Genomic DNA, 17,473 nt, shown 5'->3' with positions numbered 1-17,473 from the left:
TTGCGCCCCAGCGATTAATCGCCTGTGACAGAAATACGGCAGTCCGATGACAACGCTGAAGCCCGGGCTGCCGGTGTAGACTGCCGTTCTGCCAAGGAGACTGCGATGAGACCGATCCTCACGCTACGCCAATACAGCCACGATCTGATCGTCCACAGCCACGAACACGCGCAACTGGTGTTCGGCCTGTCGGGCCAGCTCGACTTCGAGGTCGACGGCCAGGGCAGCCAGGTGGTCCAGCAGAGCTTCGTGGTGGTGCCTTCCGGCGCCCATCATGCCTGCGGCAGCCCCAACGGCAGTCGCTGCCTGGTGCTCGACGTGCCCGACGAACATTGGCTGCTGCAGTCGCTGGGCGATCACGCCGATGCCAGTCGCCGCCTGCTCGACAACCCTGGGCGCCTGCCCCTGGATACGGCGCAGAGCCAGCTGGTCAACTGGCTCGCCGGCAGCCCGGTCAACGACCCGCTGATTGCCCAGCAAGGCGCCGTGCTGTTGCTGGCCAGCCTCAACCAGGCCAGCCCCGCCAGCGTCGGCGGCCGACGCCTGCCCTATGCGGCCTTGAATGCCCATATCGATAAACACGCCGCCCATCCGCTGCAAGTGGCCGACCTGGCGCAAATCGCCGGACTGTCCAGCGCTCGCCTGCATGCGCGGTTTGTCGCCGAATGCGGGCAGACGCCGATGGACTACATCCGCAGCCGGCGCCTGCACATGGCCGCCGGGCTGTTGCGCGATTCGGCACTGCCCATCGGCGAAATCGCCAGCCGCGTCGGCTACAGCTCCCAGAGCGCCTTCGCCGCCGCGGTGCTGCGCGAGTTCGGCGTCTCCCCCGGCAAGCTGCGGCGCGCGACGGGCCAGCGCTAGGCTGTCGACAAAAAACGCGAGGATCGCGACAGACCGGGTCCTGCCCAGGCTTTTAGACTGGCACCGCTCCGCTCAACCGTTTTGAAGGATTGAAATGACTCCGCGTACTGCCCTTGGCGCCCTGCATATCGGCGCATTGATGTTCGGCCTCACCGGTGTATTCGGCAAACTCGCTGCCGCTTCGCCGGCCATCATCGTCTTTGGTCGCGCGGCGTTCGCGGTGCTCGCCCTGGCGTTTTTCGCCCGCTGCGCCAGCAGCATCCGCTGGCAACGGCTGCAGGCCACGGACTGGTGGCGCCTGCTGCTCAGCGGCCTGCTGCTGGCCGGGCACTGGGTGAGTTTCTTCATCGCGGTGAAAGTCGCCGGCGTGGCCATCGCCACCCTGGGCTTCGCCAGCTTCCCGGCCTTCACGGTGATCCTCGAGGGGCTGATCTTTCGTGAGCGGATCCGCCTCAACGAGATCGTCCTGGTGGCCCTGGTCAGCGTCGGCCTGGTGCTGGTCACGCCGGACTTCGACCTCGCCAGCGAAGCCACCAGCGGGCTGCTCTGGGCTGTGGGATCGGGCCTGCTGTTCGCCCTGCTGTCACTGAACAACCGCGCCAGTTCCGCGCGCATCCCGGCGGTGCAGGCGGCGCTGTGCCAGAACGTGGTGGTTGCCTTGTGCTTGCTGCCGGTGGCGGCCCCAGGGCTGAGCGAGGTCCGGGCCCTCGACTGGTTGTGCATCAGCCTGCTCGGCATCTTCTGCACCGGCCTGGCCCACAGTCTGTTCGTCGCCAGCCTCGCGGTGATCAAGGCCCGCACTGCGGCGGTGGTGTTCGCCCTGGAGCCGGTCTACGGGATCACCGTGGCCTGGCTGCTGTTCAACGAGACGCCGACGCTGCGCATGCTGATCGGCGGCGTCTTGATCATCCTCGCCATCGTGGTCTCCAGCAGCCTGTCCGGCTCAAGCAAAAAAGCGCCAGTGGCGGAAGTCGCGTCTCACTGAGTGCGGTCGTTGTGGCCGAGGTCGCGCTGCGGATCGATCTGGTCGCGCACCCGCTGCTTGAGTACCTTGGCTTCGGGAAAACCGCCATCGGCCTTGCGTTCCCAGATCTGTACGCCGTCGCAGGTAATGCGGAACGTGCCGCCGGTGGCCGGTTCCAGGGACACCTTGCCCAGGTCGTCGCTGAAGGTGCTCAGCAGTTCCTGGGCCAGCCAGGCGGCGCGCAGCAGCCACTGGCACTGGGTGCAATAGGTGATGACCACTTCGGGTTTACGTTCTGACATGGTGCTGCCGACTCCTGGGCTCAAGGGCGCCGTTATAATAGCCGCCTTTATCGCTCGCCCCGAGATCCATGATGCGTCGTTTGCTGTCCTGCCTGCTCCTGTGTTTGCTCCCCGTGTTCTTGCACGCCGCCGAAGCGCCACGGCCGAAGATCGGCCTGGTGTTGTCCGGCGGCGCCGCCCGTGGCCTGGCGCATATCGGCGTGCTCAAGGCCCTGGAGGAGCAAGGCGTGAAGATCGATGCGATTGCCGGCACCAGCATGGGCGCGGTGATCGGCGGGCTGTACGCCTCGGGCTACAAGATCGACGAGCTGGAAAAACTGGCCCTGAGCATCGACTGGCAACAGGCGCTGTCCGACGCGCCCCCCCGGGAAGACATACCGTTTCGTCGCAAGCAGGATGACCGCGACTTCCTGGTAAAACAGAAACTCAGCTTCCGCGACGACGGCAGCCTCGGCCTGCCGCTGGGGGTCATCCAGGGCCAGAACCTGGCGCTGCTGCTGGAAAGCATGCTGGCCCACGCCAGCGATACCCGGGACTTCGACAAGCTGCCGATCCCCTTCCGTGCAGTCGCCACCGACATCGCCAGCGGCGAGAAAGTAGTGTTCCGCAAGGGCCACCTGCCCCGGGTGATCCGCGCCAGCATGTCGATCCCGGCGGTGTTCGCCCCGGTGGAAATGGATGGCCGGCTGCTGGTGGACGGTGGCATGACCGACAACATTCCGCTGGATGTGGCCCGCGACATGGGCGTGGACATCGCCATCGTGGTCGACATCGGCACCCCGTTGCGCTCGCGCCAGCAGTTGGCGACCGTGGTCGATGTGCTGAACCAGTCGATCACCCTGATGACCCGGCGCAACTCCGAGGAACAACTGGCGACCCTGCACAAGAATGACGTGCTGATCCAGCCGCCCCTGGCCAGCTTCGGGGTCACCGACTTCGGCCGCGCCCAGGAAATGATCGACGCCGGCTACCGCGCCACCCGCATCCTCGACGCCCGCCTGGCGCCGCTGCGCCGGGCCGAACCGATGGATGCCGAACTCAGCGCCGCGCGCACGCCGAGCCAGCGCACCCCGATCATCACCGCGATCCGGGTGGAAAACGATTCGAAGGTCAGCGACGACGTGATCCGTTACTACATCCGCCAGCACATCGGCGAGCCTCTGGACCTGGGCCGGCTGCAGACCGACATGGGCACGCTGTATGGCCTGGACTACTTCGAGCAGGTGCAATACCGCGTGGTCCACAAGGGCAATGACCACACCCTGGTGATCAACGCCCGGGGCAAACGCAGCGGCACCGACTACCTGCGCCTGGGGCTGAACCTGTCCGACGACATGCGCGGCGACAGCGCCTTCAACCTAGGCGCCAGCTACCGGGTCAACGGCATCAACAGCCTCGGCGCCGAATGGCTGACCCGGGTGCAGATCGGTGATCAGCAGGAGCTCTACAGCGAGTTCTATCAACCATTGGATGTCGGCTCGCGCTACTTCATCGCGCCTTACATCGGCATCGAGTCGCAGAACATCGAAGCCGTGCTGGATAACGACCCGATCGCCGAATACCGCCTGGAGCGCTACGGTTTCGGCCTCAATATCGGGCGCCAGATCGGCAACAGCGGCGAGATCCGTTTCGGTGTCGGCGAGGCCTGGGGCAAGGCCGATGTCCGCGTCGGCGACCAGGACCTGCCCAGCGAAAGCTTCAACGAGGGCTACTACGAACTGCGCTACTCGTTCGACTCCCTGGACAATGTCTACTTCCCCCATGAGGGCGAGGACATCGGCCTGTCGCTGCGCCAGTTCGAACCCAGCCTGGGCTCGGACAAGCGCTACCGGCAGTGGGAGTTCAAGCTGGACAAGGCCCTGAGCAGCGGCCCGAACACCTTTATCCTCGGCGGTCGGTATGGCCGGACCCTGGATGAGGCCGAAGTGGTGACCTCAAGCTTCGTGCTCGGCGGCGCCCGCCAGCTGTCGGGCTTCCGCCAGGATGCGCTCTCGGGCCAGAACGTCAGCCTGATGCGGGGCGTCTACTACCGGCGGCTGACACCCCGCTCCTACCTGCCCCTGGACTTCCCGCTGTATATCGGCGGTTCCCTGGAGCGAGGGCGGGCCTGGAACAACGACAACGAGTTCGACAGTGGCTACATCAACGCCGCCAGCATCTTCCTTGGTTTCGACACGCCGCTGGGGCCGCTGAATTTCAGTTACGGCATCAACGACGACAACCAGAAAGCGGTCTACCTCAACTTGGGCCAGACGTTCTGAGGCTTGGTGTCCGACTCGGCTTCGGCCTGGGGGCCGGCGCCCGGTTCGTCTGGCTCCTCCAGGCGCCAGACGATCGAATCGGCATTGAATGGCGCCGGTGCTGCGGTAGGAGGCGGCGGAGCGCTGGAGGGCTCGGAAGGTGCGATCAGGTCCCAGTCGACATCGATCGACGGCTCGCGATCAGTCAACCGATCTCCTGCCACGGGCTGTACCGGAGCGACAGGGGGCGTTGATCTGAACGACTCCTGGGCTGCCACCGTCGTCACAGCACTGGCCAGCGTTCGTGTGGGTCGACTCTCGGGGGCCATCTGTGCCTCCGGTACGGCGGCGGACTGACGACGGCGACGCACAACCAACACCACCAGCAAGGCCATCAGCAGCAAGGCGGCAAGCATCAGCCAGGGATTCGAGCCTTCATCAGTCTCTGGGGCCTGTTCGGCTGGCTGGGGTGGGCTGACTGCGGTGGGTGTCGCGGGCGCGTGAACCGGGGCAGGACTATCGGCAGGCTTGCTCCGGGTTTCGGCCAACTGACGTTGCAGTTCCACCAGCTGTTGCTGCTGGCGCGCCAGTTGTTCGTCCCGCTGCTGCAATGTGTTGCGCAGCTCTTGGGCCTGGTCCTGCAATTGCTGGTTGGCCTGCAGGGCTTGCGCCAATTGTCCGGCCGCAGGATCGCTCACCTTGACCGCCGTAGATGGCGCCTGGGTGGCGATCGCCGGTTCGGGTTTTGCTACCTCCCTCAGCGGAGCCGGCACTATCTCGGGGCTTCCCGGGGGATCGATCAGCAGCGTGTACTCGCGCAACTGCCGGCCATTGGCCTGGTTCACCTGCAGCAGGAAATCCAGGAACGGCTCGTTCACCGGCTTGCTCGACACCACCCGGATCACCCTGCGCTCGCCCTGCAAAACCTGGGTAAAACGCAAATCTTCGAGAAACGGCAAGCGCTCGATACCGGCCTGCTTGAACTCGCCGGCCGTCGCCAGGCTGACCGACAACTCGCCCTCCTCCAGGCCTTGCGCCTGCACCAGGGCGATCTCCGCCTCCAGCGGCTGGTTCAGCGCCGAATGCACGGTGATTTCACCCAGGCCCACCGCCGAGGCCAGGGACGAATACAAGGCCGCCAGCACCGGCAGAAGGAACAAGGAACGATTCTTCGCCACCCAGGACGACCCGACGAAACCGCGCAGAGCGGCCAGCAGACTCTGGAACATGAGCACCCTTTTTGAGGACCGAAAGCGACCACAGCGGCGATACGCTGGCTGCGCATGCCGCTGTGGACCTGGTATTTCTTATAGTCCGCCAGTGTCGGTAGCTCAAAAATCCGCGGCGCTAGTTATGCCTCAAGACTTTTCCAGATTGGCCAGGATATGCGCATGAACCCGCATGCATACCCGCATATCCTCTTCATCGACACCGACGAACAATTCACTGCGCAGGGCTGTGGCGATGGTTTCGATCTGTTCGATCAAGGGCAGCGCCGGGGCGCACAGAACGATCTTCTTCGCCCGGCGATCCTCGACCACCGACTGCCGTTGCACCAAACCCTGGGTTTCCAGGCTGTCGAGCAGCCGCGCCAGGGTCGGTCCTTCGACGCCGACACTCTGGGCAAGTTCACGCTGGGTCGGGGCTTCATCGAAACGGGCGAGGTGCAGCAGCACCAGCCAGCGGGCCTGGGACAGGCCAAGCCCGGCCAGACGGCGATCCAGTTCGGCGCGCCAGCCTCGGGACATCTGCGCCAACTGCATGCCAAAACGGTGTTGATCGGTTAACGGCATAAACAACTCATGAGTTAGTAGACTGAAAATTAAGAAAAACTAATTATTAGTCAGCTAAGCATGACAGTTGCCGAGTGGCAAGGTTTGGCATGAACTGAATCGTTACATCTTGCCGCCGTGGGACTCACATCTCGAATTCCGATTCCAGCGCCGCACGCACGCAATACAGCACACCTTCCGGCACGCGACCGGCAAACAGCTCGGCCACTTCGCTCACCGAGGGCAGCTCGCCTTCGCCATCGAGAAAGGCGTCCTGGATCTCGCCGAGCAGGTCTTCCGGCAGATCCAGCGCCTGCTCCAGGGACAGCTGCTGCTTGCCCACGGCCTCGGCGAGCATTGTGTAAACGTTCTTTTCCGAGCACTGCAATTGCCCGGCGATCTGCAGTGGCGTCATGCCGGCGCGGGCCAGGGTAATCAGCTCGTGGCGGATGTCGGCCACCACTTTCGGCGCCTCCACTTGGCCGCCCAGCACCTCGAGGAACGCCTCGCCGTAGCGCTCCAGCTTGCGCGCGCCGACGCCGCTGACCCGGGCCATTTCCGCCAGGGAGCCGGGCTGGCTGCGGAGCATTTCCAGCAGGGTGGAATCGGGGAAAATGACATAGGGCGGCACGCCATGTTCTTCGGCCAGCTTGCGCCGCAGGGCGCGCAAGGCTTCCCACTGTTCGCGCTCTTCGCCACGTACCAGTTGGCTGGCCTGGCTGGTGCTGCTCTTGGCGGCGGTCTGCGGCTTTATGTCGCGGCGCAGTTCCAGGCTCACCTCGCCCTTGAGCAGCGGCCGGCAGCTGTCGCTCAGACGCAGGCCGCCGTAGCCTTCCAGATCGATGTCGGCCAGGCCGCGGGCCACCAGTTGGCGAAACAGCGAGCGCCATTCGCCTTCGCTGCGCGCCTTGCCCACGCCGAACACGGAAAGATGCTGATGGCCGAAGCTGCGGACCTTTTCCGTGTCCTTGCCCAGCAGCACGTCCACCAGGTGGCCGACGCCATACCGCTGGCCGGTGCGATAGATCGCCGACAGCGCCTGGCGCGCCGGCTCGGTGGCATCCCAGGTCTGCACGCCGTCGACGCAGTTGTCGCAATGGCCGCATGGCTGTGGCATGTCTTCGTCGAAATAGGCCAGCAGGGTCTGGCGCCGGCAGCGGGTTTCCTCGCACAGCGCCAGCATGGCATCGAGCTTGTGCTGCTCCAGGCGTTTGTGGCGTTCGTCGCCCTCGGAATTCTGCAGCATCTGCTTGAGCATCAGCACGTCCTGCAGGCCGTAGGCCATCCAGGCATCGGCAGGCAGGCCATCACGCCCGGCACGCCCGGTTTCCTGGTAATAGGCCTCGAGGGACTTGGGCAGGTCCAGGTGCGCCACGAAGCGCACGTTGGGTTTGTCGATGCCCATGCCGAAAGCGATGGTCGCGACCATGATCAGCCCTTCCTCGTTGAGGAAACGCTTCTGGTGATAGGCCCGCAGCTCGCTGGGCAACCCGGCGTGATACGGCAGCGCCGGAAAGCCCTGCTCGCAGAGGAAGGCGGCAACCTCGTCGACCTTCTTGCGCGACAGGCAATAGACGATGCCGGCGTCGCTGCGTCGTTCGCTGAGAAACGCCAGCAGCTGCTTGCGCGGCTGCTCCTTGGGAACGATGCGATAGAAAATGTTCGGACGGTCGAAACTGGAGAGGAAACGCTCGGCATCCTGCAGGTGCAGGCGATTGACGATTTCCTCGCGGGTGCGCTTGTCGGCGGTGGCGGTCAGGGCGATGCGCGGCACCTGGGGGAACATTTCCGCCAGCTGGCCCAGTTGCAGGTACTCCGGACGGAAATCATGCCCCCACTGGGACACGCAATGCGCCTCGTCGATGGCGAACAGGGCGATGTCGAGGTTCTGCAGGAACGCCAGCATCCGCGGCTGCACCAGGCGCTCCGGCGCCAGGTACAGCATCTTCACCTCGCCCCGCCGGATGCGCGCGGCCAGGTCGCGCTGCTGTTCGGCGCTCAGGGTGGAGTTCAGCGCCGCCGCGGCGACCCCGAGTTCCTCCAGGGTCGCGACCTGATCATCCATCAGCGCGATCAATGGCGAGACCACCACCGCCAGGCCTTCGCGCAGCAGGGCCGGGACCTGGAAACACAACGACTTGCCGCCGCCGGTAGGCATCAGTACCAGGGCGTCGCCACCACTGGCCACACGCTCAATGATCGCACCTTGGCGGCCACGGAAACTGTCGTAGCCGAAGATGTCCTTGAGGACGCGTTGAGCCTGTTCGAGCATGAAAAACTCCAAAAATCGCTGAAATCCCTGTGCGCAGGCTGGCCGAAAAGGCCACGGTTTTCACTGACAAATCCGTTAGCGGACTTTTCCTGGACCGTCATGACGCCTGCCGGGCATCACAAAACGCGCAAGTATACCCGAGCACTTGCCGGCGAAGGGTGCCGGCAATGGACCGCTGGTAACCTTTAGAAGCGCGCAAATCTGCGCTGCGGCTGGCCTGGGCGCTCAAGAAGGCCTAGAATTCAGCATCGTTTATTCCCAAGGTAGTCCTTCAATGTCCTTCGCTGAGCAATTAACCCGCCTGCAAGCCTTCCTCGACGCCGATGAGCTGCATGACGAGGCGCTGGACTATGTGGCCGCCCACGGCTATCTGACTGCGCTGTCCATCTGTTCCGAAAGCGTGCCCGACCGTGAGTGGATCGACGCCCTGTTCGCCGAGGAGCCGCACTACAGCGACGCCGCCCAGCGCGAAGAGATCGAATCCACCCTGATTGCCCTCAAGGCCCACATCGCCCGCCAACTGGCCTCCGACGAAGAGTTCGAGCTGCCGTGCGACCTCGACCTCGGCGACGAGCCGGACGACTCCGACCTGCGCGGCTGGTGCATCGGTTTCATGGAAGGTGTGTTCCTGCGCGAAGCGGCCTGGTTCGAAACCGCCGAGGAAGAAGTCAGCGAAATGCTCCTGCCGATCATGGTCGGCTCCGGTCTGTTCGACGAACAACCCGAGTTCTCCGACATCGCCAGCGATGCCAACCTGATGGACGACATGATCGTGCAGATCCCGGAAGCCCTGACCGCGCTGTACCTGCTGTGCAACGCGCCGGACGAAAAACCGGCCATTCTCAAGCCCCGTCACCACTGAGTCACCGCCTATGGCCAAGCCCATAGGCAACCGCCCCCTGATCCTGCGTTACGTTCTGCTGGCCATCGGCTGGCTGAGCGTAGTGCTGGGGGTGACCGGCATCTTCCTCCCGGTATTGCCCACTACGCCCTTCCTGCTGCTGGCCGCCGCCTGCTTTGCCCGCAGTTCGCCGCGCTTCTATCGATGGTTGGTGGAACATCCGCGGCTCGGCCCGTGGATCCGCGATTACCTGGACGGCCATGGCATTCCGCTCAAGGGCAAGGTCTACGCCATCGGCCTGATGTGGCTGAGCATCGGCCTGTCCTGCTACCTGGTGCCCCTGCCCTGGGCCCGCGGCTTCATGCTGACCAGCGCGGTGCTGGTGACGATCTACATCCTGCGCCAGAAGACCCTGCACAAGCCTTGAACCCGGCCCTGCGCGCCGCCTTCCTCCGTTCGTGGCAACCCGACCAACTGCCCATGCTCGCGAAAAATACCGCCTAGACTTCAGAAACCTGCATTCGAGCAGCCCGCCATGCCCGCACGTTCGCGTCGCCCCGAGTGGACACTGCTCCGGTTTCGGCTGGCCGGCTGGTCGCTGTTGCTGGTCTGTTTGTGGACCGACCCGGGCAATGTGCGGGCGAACTGGGAATTCGTTTCTGCCCTGAGCACCTTCGAGTACCGTCATCAGGTCCTGGGCCCGGCCCGGGAACGTCTCGAGGCCTGGAACCAGTTATTGCGGGACCTGACCGGGCGAGCGGAATACGAACAACTGAATGCCATCAACCGCTTCTTCAACCAGCAACTGAGCTTCAAGGAGGACCAGCGCACCTGGCAGCAGAGCGACTATTGGGCCACGCCGATCGAGGCCCTGCTCAAGGGCGCCGGGGATTGCGAGGACTATGCACTGGCCAAGTATTTCAGCCTGCGCAGCCTGGGGGTCTCCAGCGACAAACTGCGCCTCACTTACGTCAAGGCCAGGCGCGGCAACCGGCCGCACATGGTCCTGGCCTATTACCCCAGCCCCGGCGCCGGACCGCTGATACTGGACAACCTCAGCAGCGACATTCGTTCCGCCGCCCAACGCCAGGATCCGAACCCGGTATACGCCTTCAATGCCGAGGGGCTGTACCTGCCCGGAGTGGCTGGCAACACGCGCAGCATCGATCCGAAAAAACTCTCGCGCTGGCAGGACGTACTGAAAAAGATGCGGGACGAGGGCTTCACGGTGGGTAATGGCTGATCCGACAAGGAGTGCCGAATGTCGCTACTCAAGCAACTGTTCATCGCCATCTGCCTGTTCCTGCTGGTGGCCTTCAGCGGCAGTTTTTTTGTCAGCCTGGAAAGCTCCCGCGAGCAGATGCTCAACCAGCTGCGCTCCCACGCCCAGGATGCGGCCACCGCCCTGGGCCTGTCCCTGACCAGCCAGGTCGACGACCCGGCGATGATGGAACTGATGGTCAGCTCGGTCTTCGACAGCGGCTACTACAACAGCATCCGGGTGGTGAACATCGAAGACGAAAGCATTCTGCTGGAGCGTTCGGTGCCTGCCAGGATCGAGGGTGTACCCCAGTGGTTCGTCAGGCTGGTGAGCCTGCGCCCGCAAGGTGGCGACGCCCTGGTCATGCGTGGCTGGGAACAGGTGGCGCGGGTGGAAGTGCTGAGCAACCCGCAGTTCGCCCTGGCCAGGCTCTGGGACAGCAGCGTCGGCAGCCTGCTCTGGCTGCTGGTGTGCGGCTTGCTCAGCGCGGTGTTCGGCGGCTGGCTGCTGCGGCGCCAGTTGCGGCCGCTGGACGCCATGGTCAAGCAGGCCGAAGCCATCAGCCACCGCGAGTTCCTCAGCCTGCCGACGGTGCCGCGCACGCCCGAGCTCAAGCGGGTGGTCCTGGCCATGAACCAGATGGTGGAAAAACTCAAAGCCCTGTTCACCGAAGAGGCCGCGCGCAGCGAGAAACTGCGGGCCGAGTCCTATCAGGACAGCCTGACCGGCCTGGCCAACCGGCGCCTGCTGGACGAACAGCTCGGCGATCAGTTGCTGCTCAACGAGCAGAGTGGCGATGGTTATCTGCTGATGCTGCGGGTCAATGACCTCAGTGGCCTGAACCAGCGCCTGGGTGGCCAGCGCACCGACGCCCTGATCAAGAGCATCGGCGATCTGCTCAAGCGCATCAGCGCCCAGGCCGACCGCCGCCACTGGCTGGCGGCGCGCAATCGCGGCGGCGAATTCAGCCTGCTGACACCGGGCCTGGACAGCCGCGGCGCCGAGCGCCTGGCCATGGAAATCAGCGCCACCCTGGAGAACCTGCGCCTGACCGGGGCCAGCGACTGCACACCGGTGGCGCACCTGGGCATAGTCGCCTACCGGCCCGGCGACCCGCTGAGCGGCGTCTGGTTGCGCCTGGACCAGGCGCTGGCGCAGGCCCAGCAGCACCCCGAACGTCCCTGGGCGCTGCTGCAGGACTTCGCCGCCGGCCCCAGCCAGCCGCAGCATGACTGGCGCGCCTGGATCGACGACGCCCTGAGCAACGGCAAGTTGAAGTTGTATTTCCAGCCGGTGGTGCAGTGCGCCGACACCAGCCAGGTGCTGCATCACAAAGTGCTGGCGCGCTTGCTCGACCCGCAGGGCGAAGCCATTGCCGCCGGGCATTTCCTGCCGTGGATCGAGCGCCTGGGCTGGTCGGCGCGCTTCGACCTGGCCATGCTCGAACACACCCTGGATTATCTGCTCGAGCATGCCTGGCCGCTGGCCCTGAGCCTGTCTGGCAGCACCCTGCGCGACCCCGACGCGTTGCGACGGATCCTCGACCAGCTCAAGGCCCTGCCCGACCTGGCCAAGTTACTGACCCTGGAAATCGACGAACGCCAACTGCCCTCGGCCAGCGAGCTGCAGCAATTGAGCCAGCGCCTGCGGGACAGCGGCTACCGGATCGGACTGCAACATTTCGGCGGCAACTTCAGCCAGATCGGCAACCTCGCCCACCTCGGCCTGGCCTACCTGAAAGTCGATGGCAGCTACATCCGCGACATCGACCGGCAAAGCGACAAACAGCTGTTCATCGAGGCGGTATTTCGCGCCACCCACAGCATCGACCTGCCGCTGATCGCCGAACGGGTCGAGACCCAGGGCGAACTGGACACCCTCAAGGCCCTGGGCCTGTTCGGGGTCATGGGGCGGCTGATCGGCCCACCGGAACCGATGTAGCCCCTTCCCCGCACAGCCCCGGCGCCAACCTCGGTCGAGGCTGGCGCCGGGCCTCAGACGGTATCGACCTTCAACGAATGGTCATTGAGCATGCCGTTGATGATGGTCGCGGTATCCGCGCCACCCGCGATCACTCCGCCCGCGCCCGGCGTCACCCCGTAGTGCTCCGCCAGGTTGACCCCGGCCAGATCGATGGTCTGGCTCGACGAGGCCCCCGCCGCCGCGCTGACGTCGATACTGGTGATCAGCGACGGACCGCTGCCAGTGACCGTGAAGTGCAGGTAATCATCCAGCGATGCGCTGCTGGCGTTCTCGCCCTGCAACAGTTGCGACAGGTCGAGTTTGTCGATGCCCGGCGTGAAGTCGGTGACCAGGTCATGCCCGCTGTTGCCCTGCTGCCACTGGAAGGTGTCGCTGCCGCTGCCACCGGTCAGGGTGTTGTTGCCCATCCCACCGATCAACAGGTCGTCGCCGCCACCGCCGTTGAGCACATCGTTGCCCAGGCCGCCGGTGATGATGTTGGCGTTGTTGTCGCCGGTCAGGGTGTCGTTGTAGTTGGAGCCCACCAGGTTTTCGATGGCGGTCAGGGTATCGGTCCCGGCGCCACCGGTGTTCTGCGCACCGAGCAGCGAGAGGTCGACCGTGACCCCGGCGCCGGCATGGGCGTAGCTGGCGGTGTCGTTGCCCGTGCCGCCGTCGAGCAGGTCGTTGCCCGGCCCGCCGAACAGCAGGTCGTTACCCGCGTCGCCGTGCAGGGTGTTGTTGCCGCTGCCGGCGATGAGCACATCGTTGCCGTCGCCGGCATTGATCAGGTTGTCGCCGCTGCCGGCCAGCAGCACATCGTCGCCAGCGGTGCCGGTCAGGGTATGGCCGTCCTGATAACTGATGCTCACCGCCGCGCTGTCGCTGCCGCCATGGCTGTCGCTGGCGGTGTAGGTGCCGTGGTAATCCGGCGTGGATTCCTGGCCGCCCGCGTAGTTGACGGTCATGGTCAGCTGATAGTTTTCCGAACCGTTGGCGTTGCTGCCGCTGGGGTTGGGCAAGTTGATGAGATGGATCTGGTAGATCCCGTCCGCCCCCGCGGTGAACGAGCCGCCATCGGCGATCGCGGTGTAGGCCCCGCCATTGAAGGCATACTCCATGCCCACCCGGCCCGCCACCACGTTGTGATCCAGGGTCAGGGTCTCGCCCTGTTTCAGGCTGACGCTGATCACATCCTCGTCATTGTCATTGCCATTGTTGATGCTGCCCAGCAAGCCGCTGACCACCACCACGGCGGTCATGGCCAGGGTATTGGCATTGAAGGAGGCCCGGGCGACGCTCAGGGTCTGGCTGGTACCCCCGGTGAAGGCAATGGTCTGCAGGCTGCCGGCGGTAAAGTCCGCCCCTGGGGACAGCCAGCCGGTGTTGAAGCTGGTCGGCGCGGCCGTCAGCGGATCGCCGTTGGCATCACTGTCGTTGGCCAGCAGGGCATCGGCCGGCACCACGATAGTGCCCGACAGAATGTTGGTGATGATGTGGTCGTCGCCCGCCACCGGCGCCGCGTTCGGATTGACCTTGACCACCAGGGTCGAGCTGGCCAGGTCGCCGTCGTTATCGCTGACGGTGAAGCCGACTGTCTCGGTCAGCGCCACGCTGGTGACGTTCTGCGAGCTGTAGGTGTAATCGCCGGTGTCGAGTTTCACCACCAGCGTGCCGCCGTTGTTGGTGGCGATGCTGAGGCTGTTGTCCAGGGTATTGAAGGTGCCGTGGTTGACCCCGCCGCTGAAGCTCAGCGAGCCCTGGTTGCTATTGCCGTTGGGGTCATAGGTGTAGGTGGTGCCATCGACCACCAGAGTCTTGATGAAACCGCCGTCGGCGCCGAACGAGCCACCTTCGCCGAGCAGGCTGCCGGTGACCGGGGTGCCCTGTACCGTACCGGCCAGCACCGAGTCGAGCTGGTTCAGGTCGGTGACCACCACGGCATTAGTATCGATGTGGGTACTGCCGTCATAGGCCAGCGGGTCGAGGTTGCTGTTGCTGACGCCGCTGCCCAGGCCGATTGCATAGTTCTTGATGCCGTTGGCGTCGAGGAAGGCTTTCCAGGCGGTCTCGTCGGCAGTGCCGATTTCCTGGCCATCGGTGGGCTTGCCGTCGGAGAAGAAATAACCGACGTTCTGCGCCCCGCTGATCTGGCCACTGGTGACAAACGCCAGCTTCGCCGCGGCCACGGCCGCATCGTAGTTGGTGCCGCCACCGGCGGTCAGGGAGGCGATGATCGACTTGGCCGTCGCCACATCGACCCAGATCGGCGTCTTGTCCGTGGCGCTGCTGCTGAAGGTGACGATCTGCACCTTCACATCGCCCATGTCGTCGTACTTGTCGAGCAAGGTGCTGATCGCCTGCTTGGCCAGTTCCAGGCGCGACAGGCCGGGGACGCCCGACGGGTCGGCCATGCTGCCAGATACATCTATCACCAGCAGCAGGTTGGAGTCGACCTCCAGCGCAGTGACCGCCCGCTCGCTGGCAACCGCCTGGGGTACATCGTCGACGATGCTGATCTGGATGGTGCTGGTGGTGGTATTGCCCACCGCGTCGGTGGCCTTGTAGGTGAAGCTTTCGCTCAGCACGTTCGGGCCGTCGTTGGCGTTCGGCGAGGTTTTCGGCGCCGAGGTCAGGGTGTAGCGGTAGGTGCCGTCGGGGTTGAGCAGGATCTGTCCGTAAGTGCCGGTGGCGCTGCCGACCAGGGTGTAGGTAATCGCACCGCTGCCGCCGGTGACCGCGCCGACCAGGGTGCCGGTAGCGGTTTCGCCGGTATTGCCCGGGTCACTGCCGGTCACCGTACCGGCCGCCAGGTCCTGGCCGTCCTTGCTCAGGTCCAGGGCCTTTTCGAAGACAGTGATGTCCTGGTCGGTGACCGCCCTGAGTTCGTTGCCGCAGATCTGGATGGTGATGGTGGTGGTGCTTTCATCGCCGTCCGCGTCACGCACGGTGTAGACGAACACATCTTGCGAATCGGGAACGGTGACCGAGTTCGGATTGCTGTGATAGGTCGCGTTGCCGAAGGCGTCCAGGGTCAGCGTGCCATACAGGCCGTTGATGGTAGTGTTCAAGCCGCCAATGGCCGAGGTCGAGGTGTCGCTGCCGGCACGCACGCCGACCACCGCGCCAGTGATTGCCGGGCCATCGGCGCCGCCAATGTCGTTACCCAGCACGTTGCCGCTGATGGTCGTGCCTTCGTCGGCCATCACCACATCAGGGTGAGCGGTGGGCAGGTCGTCGACGATATTCACATCCAGCACCCCAGAGGCGCTGCTGCCATCGCCATCGCTGGCGAACACATTGAAATGCTCGGCGATGCTGTTGGCCCCCAGCCCCGTCGGATGGCTTTCATTGTCGAGCAGGGTATAGCTGTAGGCGACGACACCGATGCTGGCGTCGTAGCCGGTAATGGTCAGCACGTTACCCAAGGCCGTCAGGATCGATTGCGGGAAGCTCGCGGCCACCCCGCCGGTCACCACATTGATCCCGCCCACCGTCAGGGTTTGCAGGCCGTCCGGCGCGTTGACCAGGAAGAAGCCGCTCTGGGTCAAGGCCGGGGCGTTGGGGCTGGTGCCATCGCTGAGGTGCTTCTCGTAGACCGTCAACTCGCCGCCCTCGATATCCAGGCAGTGCAGGGTCACGCAGTCGTCGTTGTTATGGACGTTCAGCACCAGGTTGGCGGTGCTCGGGTCGCCGTCGGCGTCGGTGATGGTGTAGGCGAAGGTCTCGGTAGCGCTGCCATTGCCCTGCAAGGCCTTGAAGTCGGCGTCCGCGGTGTTGAGGGTGTAGGTGTAGGTGCCATCGGCCGCAAGGACCAGGGTGCCGTAGGTACCGGTGAAGGTACCGGCGGTCACTGGGCCTGTGGGTACGCGGTCAGCACCCTGCACGTCGTTGGTCAACACATTGCCGCTGAGCACCAGCTGGCTTTCCGAGGCCACGCCATTGCTGTCATCGACTGCCGTTGGCAGGTCGTCCACCACGTTCACATCCAGCGAACCGCTGGCCGTGCTGCCATCGACATCGGTCGCCACCACATTGAAGTGTTCGCTGAGGCTGTTGGCGCCATTGGCGGTTGGGTGATCCTCGTTGTCCGTCAGGGTGTAGCTGTAGCTGATCACCCCGGTGGCGGCGTTATAGCCCGTGATGGTCAGAGTGTTGCCCAAGGCCGTGGTCACCGATTGCAGGAAGCCCGCGGCCACCCCGCCCGTTACCACATTGATCCCGCCCACCATCAGGGTTTGCAGGCCATCCAGCGCGGTCACAGTGAAGGTGCCGCTCTGGGTCAGTGCCGCGGCATCCGGGCTGCTGCCGTCCGCCAGGTTTTTCTCGTAGACCGTCAGTTCGCCGCCGTTGGTATCCAGGCCATCGAGGGTCACGCCGTCGTCGTTGTTATGGATGTTCAGCACCAGGTTGGCGGTGCTCGGGTCGCCGTCGGCGTCGGTAATGGTGTAGGCAAAGGTCTCGGTAGCGCTGCCATTGCCCTGCAAAGCCTTGAAGTCGGCGTCCGCGGTATTGAGGGTGTAGGTGTAGGTGCCATCGGCTGCGAGGACCAGGGTGCCGTAGGTGCCGGTGAAGGTACCGGCGGTCACTGGGCCTGTGGGGACCCGGTCGGCGCCCTGCACGTCGTTGGTCAACACATTGCCGCTGAGCACCAGCTGGCTTTCCGAGGCGACACCATTGCTGTCATTGACCGCCGTTGGCAGGTCGTCCACCACATTCACGTCCAGCGAACCGCTGGCCGTGCTGCCATCGACATCGGTCGCCACCACATTGAAGTGTTCGCTGAGGCTGTTGGCGCCATTGGCGGTTGGGTGATCCTCGTTGTCCGTCAGGGTGTAGCTGTAGCTGATCACCCCGGTGGCAGCGTTGTAGCCTGTGATGGTCAGGGTATTGCCCAAGGCCGTGGTCACCGATTGCGGGAAGCCCGCGGCCACCCCGCCCGTTACCACATTGATCCCGCCCACCATCAGGGTTTGGAGGCCATCCAGCGCGGTC

General features: G+C 64.6%; 12 protein-coding genes. 7 read left to right on the top strand and 5 right to left on the bottom strand.

Annotated features, from left to right (window positions below; translation table 11 throughout):
• The first annotated feature begins 105 nt into the window (after nucleotides 1-105).
• Both AC07Y9_RS11705 and AC07Y9_RS11700 read left to right on the top strand, forming a co-directional pair.
• Nucleotides 106-864: a helix-turn-helix transcriptional regulator gene (locus tag AC07Y9_RS11705; RefSeq protein ID WP_053260082.1), complete on the top strand. Its 759-nt coding sequence runs from the start codon at nucleotides 106-108 to the stop codon at nucleotides 862-864.
• 94 nt (nucleotides 865-958) lie between these two features.
• Entirely contained in the window at nucleotides 959-1,849 is an 891-nt protein-coding gene (locus AC07Y9_RS11700; protein ID WP_102679193.1) for a DMT family transporter, read from the top strand.
• Here AC07Y9_RS11700 and AC07Y9_RS11695 read toward each other — a convergent pair.
• Nucleotides 1,843-2,130 carry an Rdx family protein gene (locus AC07Y9_RS11695; protein ID WP_007929749.1) on the bottom strand — a complete coding sequence of 96 codons (288 nt, stop codon included), beginning with the start codon at nucleotides 2,128-2,130 and terminating at the stop codon, nucleotides 1,843-1,845. The genes AC07Y9_RS11700 and AC07Y9_RS11695 overlap by 7 nt on opposite strands.
• A gap of 71 nt (nucleotides 2,131-2,201) precedes the next feature.
• Between AC07Y9_RS11695 and AC07Y9_RS11690 the strand changes: the two genes are divergently transcribed.
• The gene (locus tag AC07Y9_RS11690; protein ID WP_102679194.1) at nucleotides 2,202-4,391 is read left to right on the top strand and encodes a patatin-like phospholipase family protein; all 2,190 of its coding nucleotides are present in this window, start codon (nucleotides 2,202-2,204) and stop codon (nucleotides 4,389-4,391) included.
• Here the strand turns inward: AC07Y9_RS11690 and AC07Y9_RS11685 are convergent.
• The 3 genes from AC07Y9_RS11685 to recQ all read right to left on the bottom strand — a co-directional run bounded on the left by AC07Y9_RS11685 (nucleotide 4,364) and on the right by recQ (nucleotide 8,414).
• Nucleotides 4,364-5,599 carry a type IV pilus assembly protein FimV gene (locus AC07Y9_RS11685; RefSeq protein WP_102679195.1) on the bottom strand — a complete coding sequence of 412 codons (1,236 nt, stop codon included), beginning with the start codon at nucleotides 5,597-5,599 and terminating at the stop codon, nucleotides 4,364-4,366. The two genes, AC07Y9_RS11690 and AC07Y9_RS11685, sit on opposite strands and share 28 nt — an antisense overlap.
• A gap of 129 nt (nucleotides 5,600-5,728) precedes the next feature.
• Nucleotides 5,729-6,163 carry a MarR family transcriptional regulator gene (locus tag AC07Y9_RS11680; protein WP_007929752.1) on the bottom strand — a complete coding sequence of 145 codons (435 nt, stop codon included), beginning with the start codon at nucleotides 6,161-6,163 and terminating at the stop codon, nucleotides 5,729-5,731.
• A 124-nt stretch (nucleotides 6,164-6,287) separates the two neighbouring features.
• Nucleotides 6,288-8,414 carry a DNA helicase RecQ gene (gene recQ / locus AC07Y9_RS11675; protein WP_007929753.1) on the bottom strand — a complete coding sequence of 709 codons (2,127 nt, stop codon included), beginning with the start codon at nucleotides 8,412-8,414 and terminating at the stop codon, nucleotides 6,288-6,290.
• A 274-nt stretch (nucleotides 8,415-8,688) separates the two neighbouring features.
• Between recQ and AC07Y9_RS11670 the strand changes: the two genes are divergently transcribed.
• The 4 genes from AC07Y9_RS11670 (at nucleotide 8,689) to lapD (ending at nucleotide 12,457) form a co-directional block, all read left to right on the top strand.
• Nucleotides 8,689-9,276 (top strand): UPF0149 family protein, encoded by a 588-nt coding sequence (locus AC07Y9_RS11670; RefSeq protein ID WP_007929756.1) that lies wholly within the window; start codon nucleotides 8,689-8,691, stop codon nucleotides 9,274-9,276.
• A gap of 10 nt (nucleotides 9,277-9,286) precedes the next feature.
• Entirely contained in the window at nucleotides 9,287-9,682 is a 396-nt protein-coding gene (locus AC07Y9_RS11665; RefSeq protein ID WP_007929758.1) for a YbaN family protein, read from the top strand.
• A 108-nt stretch (nucleotides 9,683-9,790) separates the two neighbouring features.
• Entirely contained in the window at nucleotides 9,791-10,498 is a 708-nt protein-coding gene (locus AC07Y9_RS11660; RefSeq protein WP_087088953.1) for a transglutaminase-like cysteine peptidase, read from the top strand.
• A gap of 18 nt (nucleotides 10,499-10,516) precedes the next feature.
• Nucleotides 10,517-12,457, top strand: coding sequence for a cyclic di-GMP receptor LapD (lapD, locus tag AC07Y9_RS11655; RefSeq protein WP_102679196.1), 1,941 nt, complete (start codon nucleotides 10,517-10,519; stop codon nucleotides 12,455-12,457).
• A 53-nt stretch (nucleotides 12,458-12,510) separates the two neighbouring features.
• On the opposite strand, the gene AC07Y9_RS11650 is transcribed toward lapD, so the two are convergent.
• Nucleotides 12,511-17,473, bottom strand: a 4,963-nt coding sequence (locus tag AC07Y9_RS11650; RefSeq protein ID WP_494990492.1) for a cadherin-like domain-containing protein, incomplete at its 5' end; no start/stop codon positions are given.

The sequence above is a fragment of the Pseudomonas sp. GW456-L12 genome (assembly GCF_059424045.1).
Note: the sequence above shows the minus strand (reverse complement) of the source record. Positions and strands in the feature narration are given on the sequence as shown.

Coding starts and splice junctions, on each gene's coding strand:
- AC07Y9_RS11705 (WP_053260082.1), top strand. CDS start 106: ATGAGACCGATCCTCACGCTACGCCAATACAGCCACGATCTGATCGTC.
- AC07Y9_RS11700 (WP_102679193.1), top strand. CDS start 959: ATGACTCCGCGTACTGCCCTTGGCGCCCTGCATATCGGCGCATTGATG.
- AC07Y9_RS11695 (WP_007929749.1), bottom strand. CDS start 2,130: ATGTCAGAACGTAAACCCGAAGTGGTCATCACCTATTGCACCCAGTGC.
- AC07Y9_RS11690 (WP_102679194.1), top strand. CDS start 2,202: ATGCGTCGTTTGCTGTCCTGCCTGCTCCTGTGTTTGCTCCCCGTGTTC.
- AC07Y9_RS11685 (WP_102679195.1), bottom strand. CDS start 5,599: ATGTTCCAGAGTCTGCTGGCCGCTCTGCGCGGTTTCGTCGGGTCGTCC.
- AC07Y9_RS11680 (WP_007929752.1), bottom strand. CDS start 6,163: ATGCCGTTAACCGATCAACACCGTTTTGGCATGCAGTTGGCGCAGATG.
- recQ (WP_007929753.1), bottom strand. CDS start 8,414: ATGCTCGAACAGGCTCAACGCGTCCTCAAGGACATCTTCGGCTACGAC.
- AC07Y9_RS11670 (WP_007929756.1), top strand. CDS start 8,689: ATGTCCTTCGCTGAGCAATTAACCCGCCTGCAAGCCTTCCTCGACGCC.
- AC07Y9_RS11665 (WP_007929758.1), top strand. CDS start 9,287: ATGGCCAAGCCCATAGGCAACCGCCCCCTGATCCTGCGTTACGTTCTG.
- AC07Y9_RS11660 (WP_087088953.1), top strand. CDS start 9,791: ATGCCCGCACGTTCGCGTCGCCCCGAGTGGACACTGCTCCGGTTTCGG.
- lapD (WP_102679196.1), top strand. CDS start 10,517: ATGTCGCTACTCAAGCAACTGTTCATCGCCATCTGCCTGTTCCTGCTG.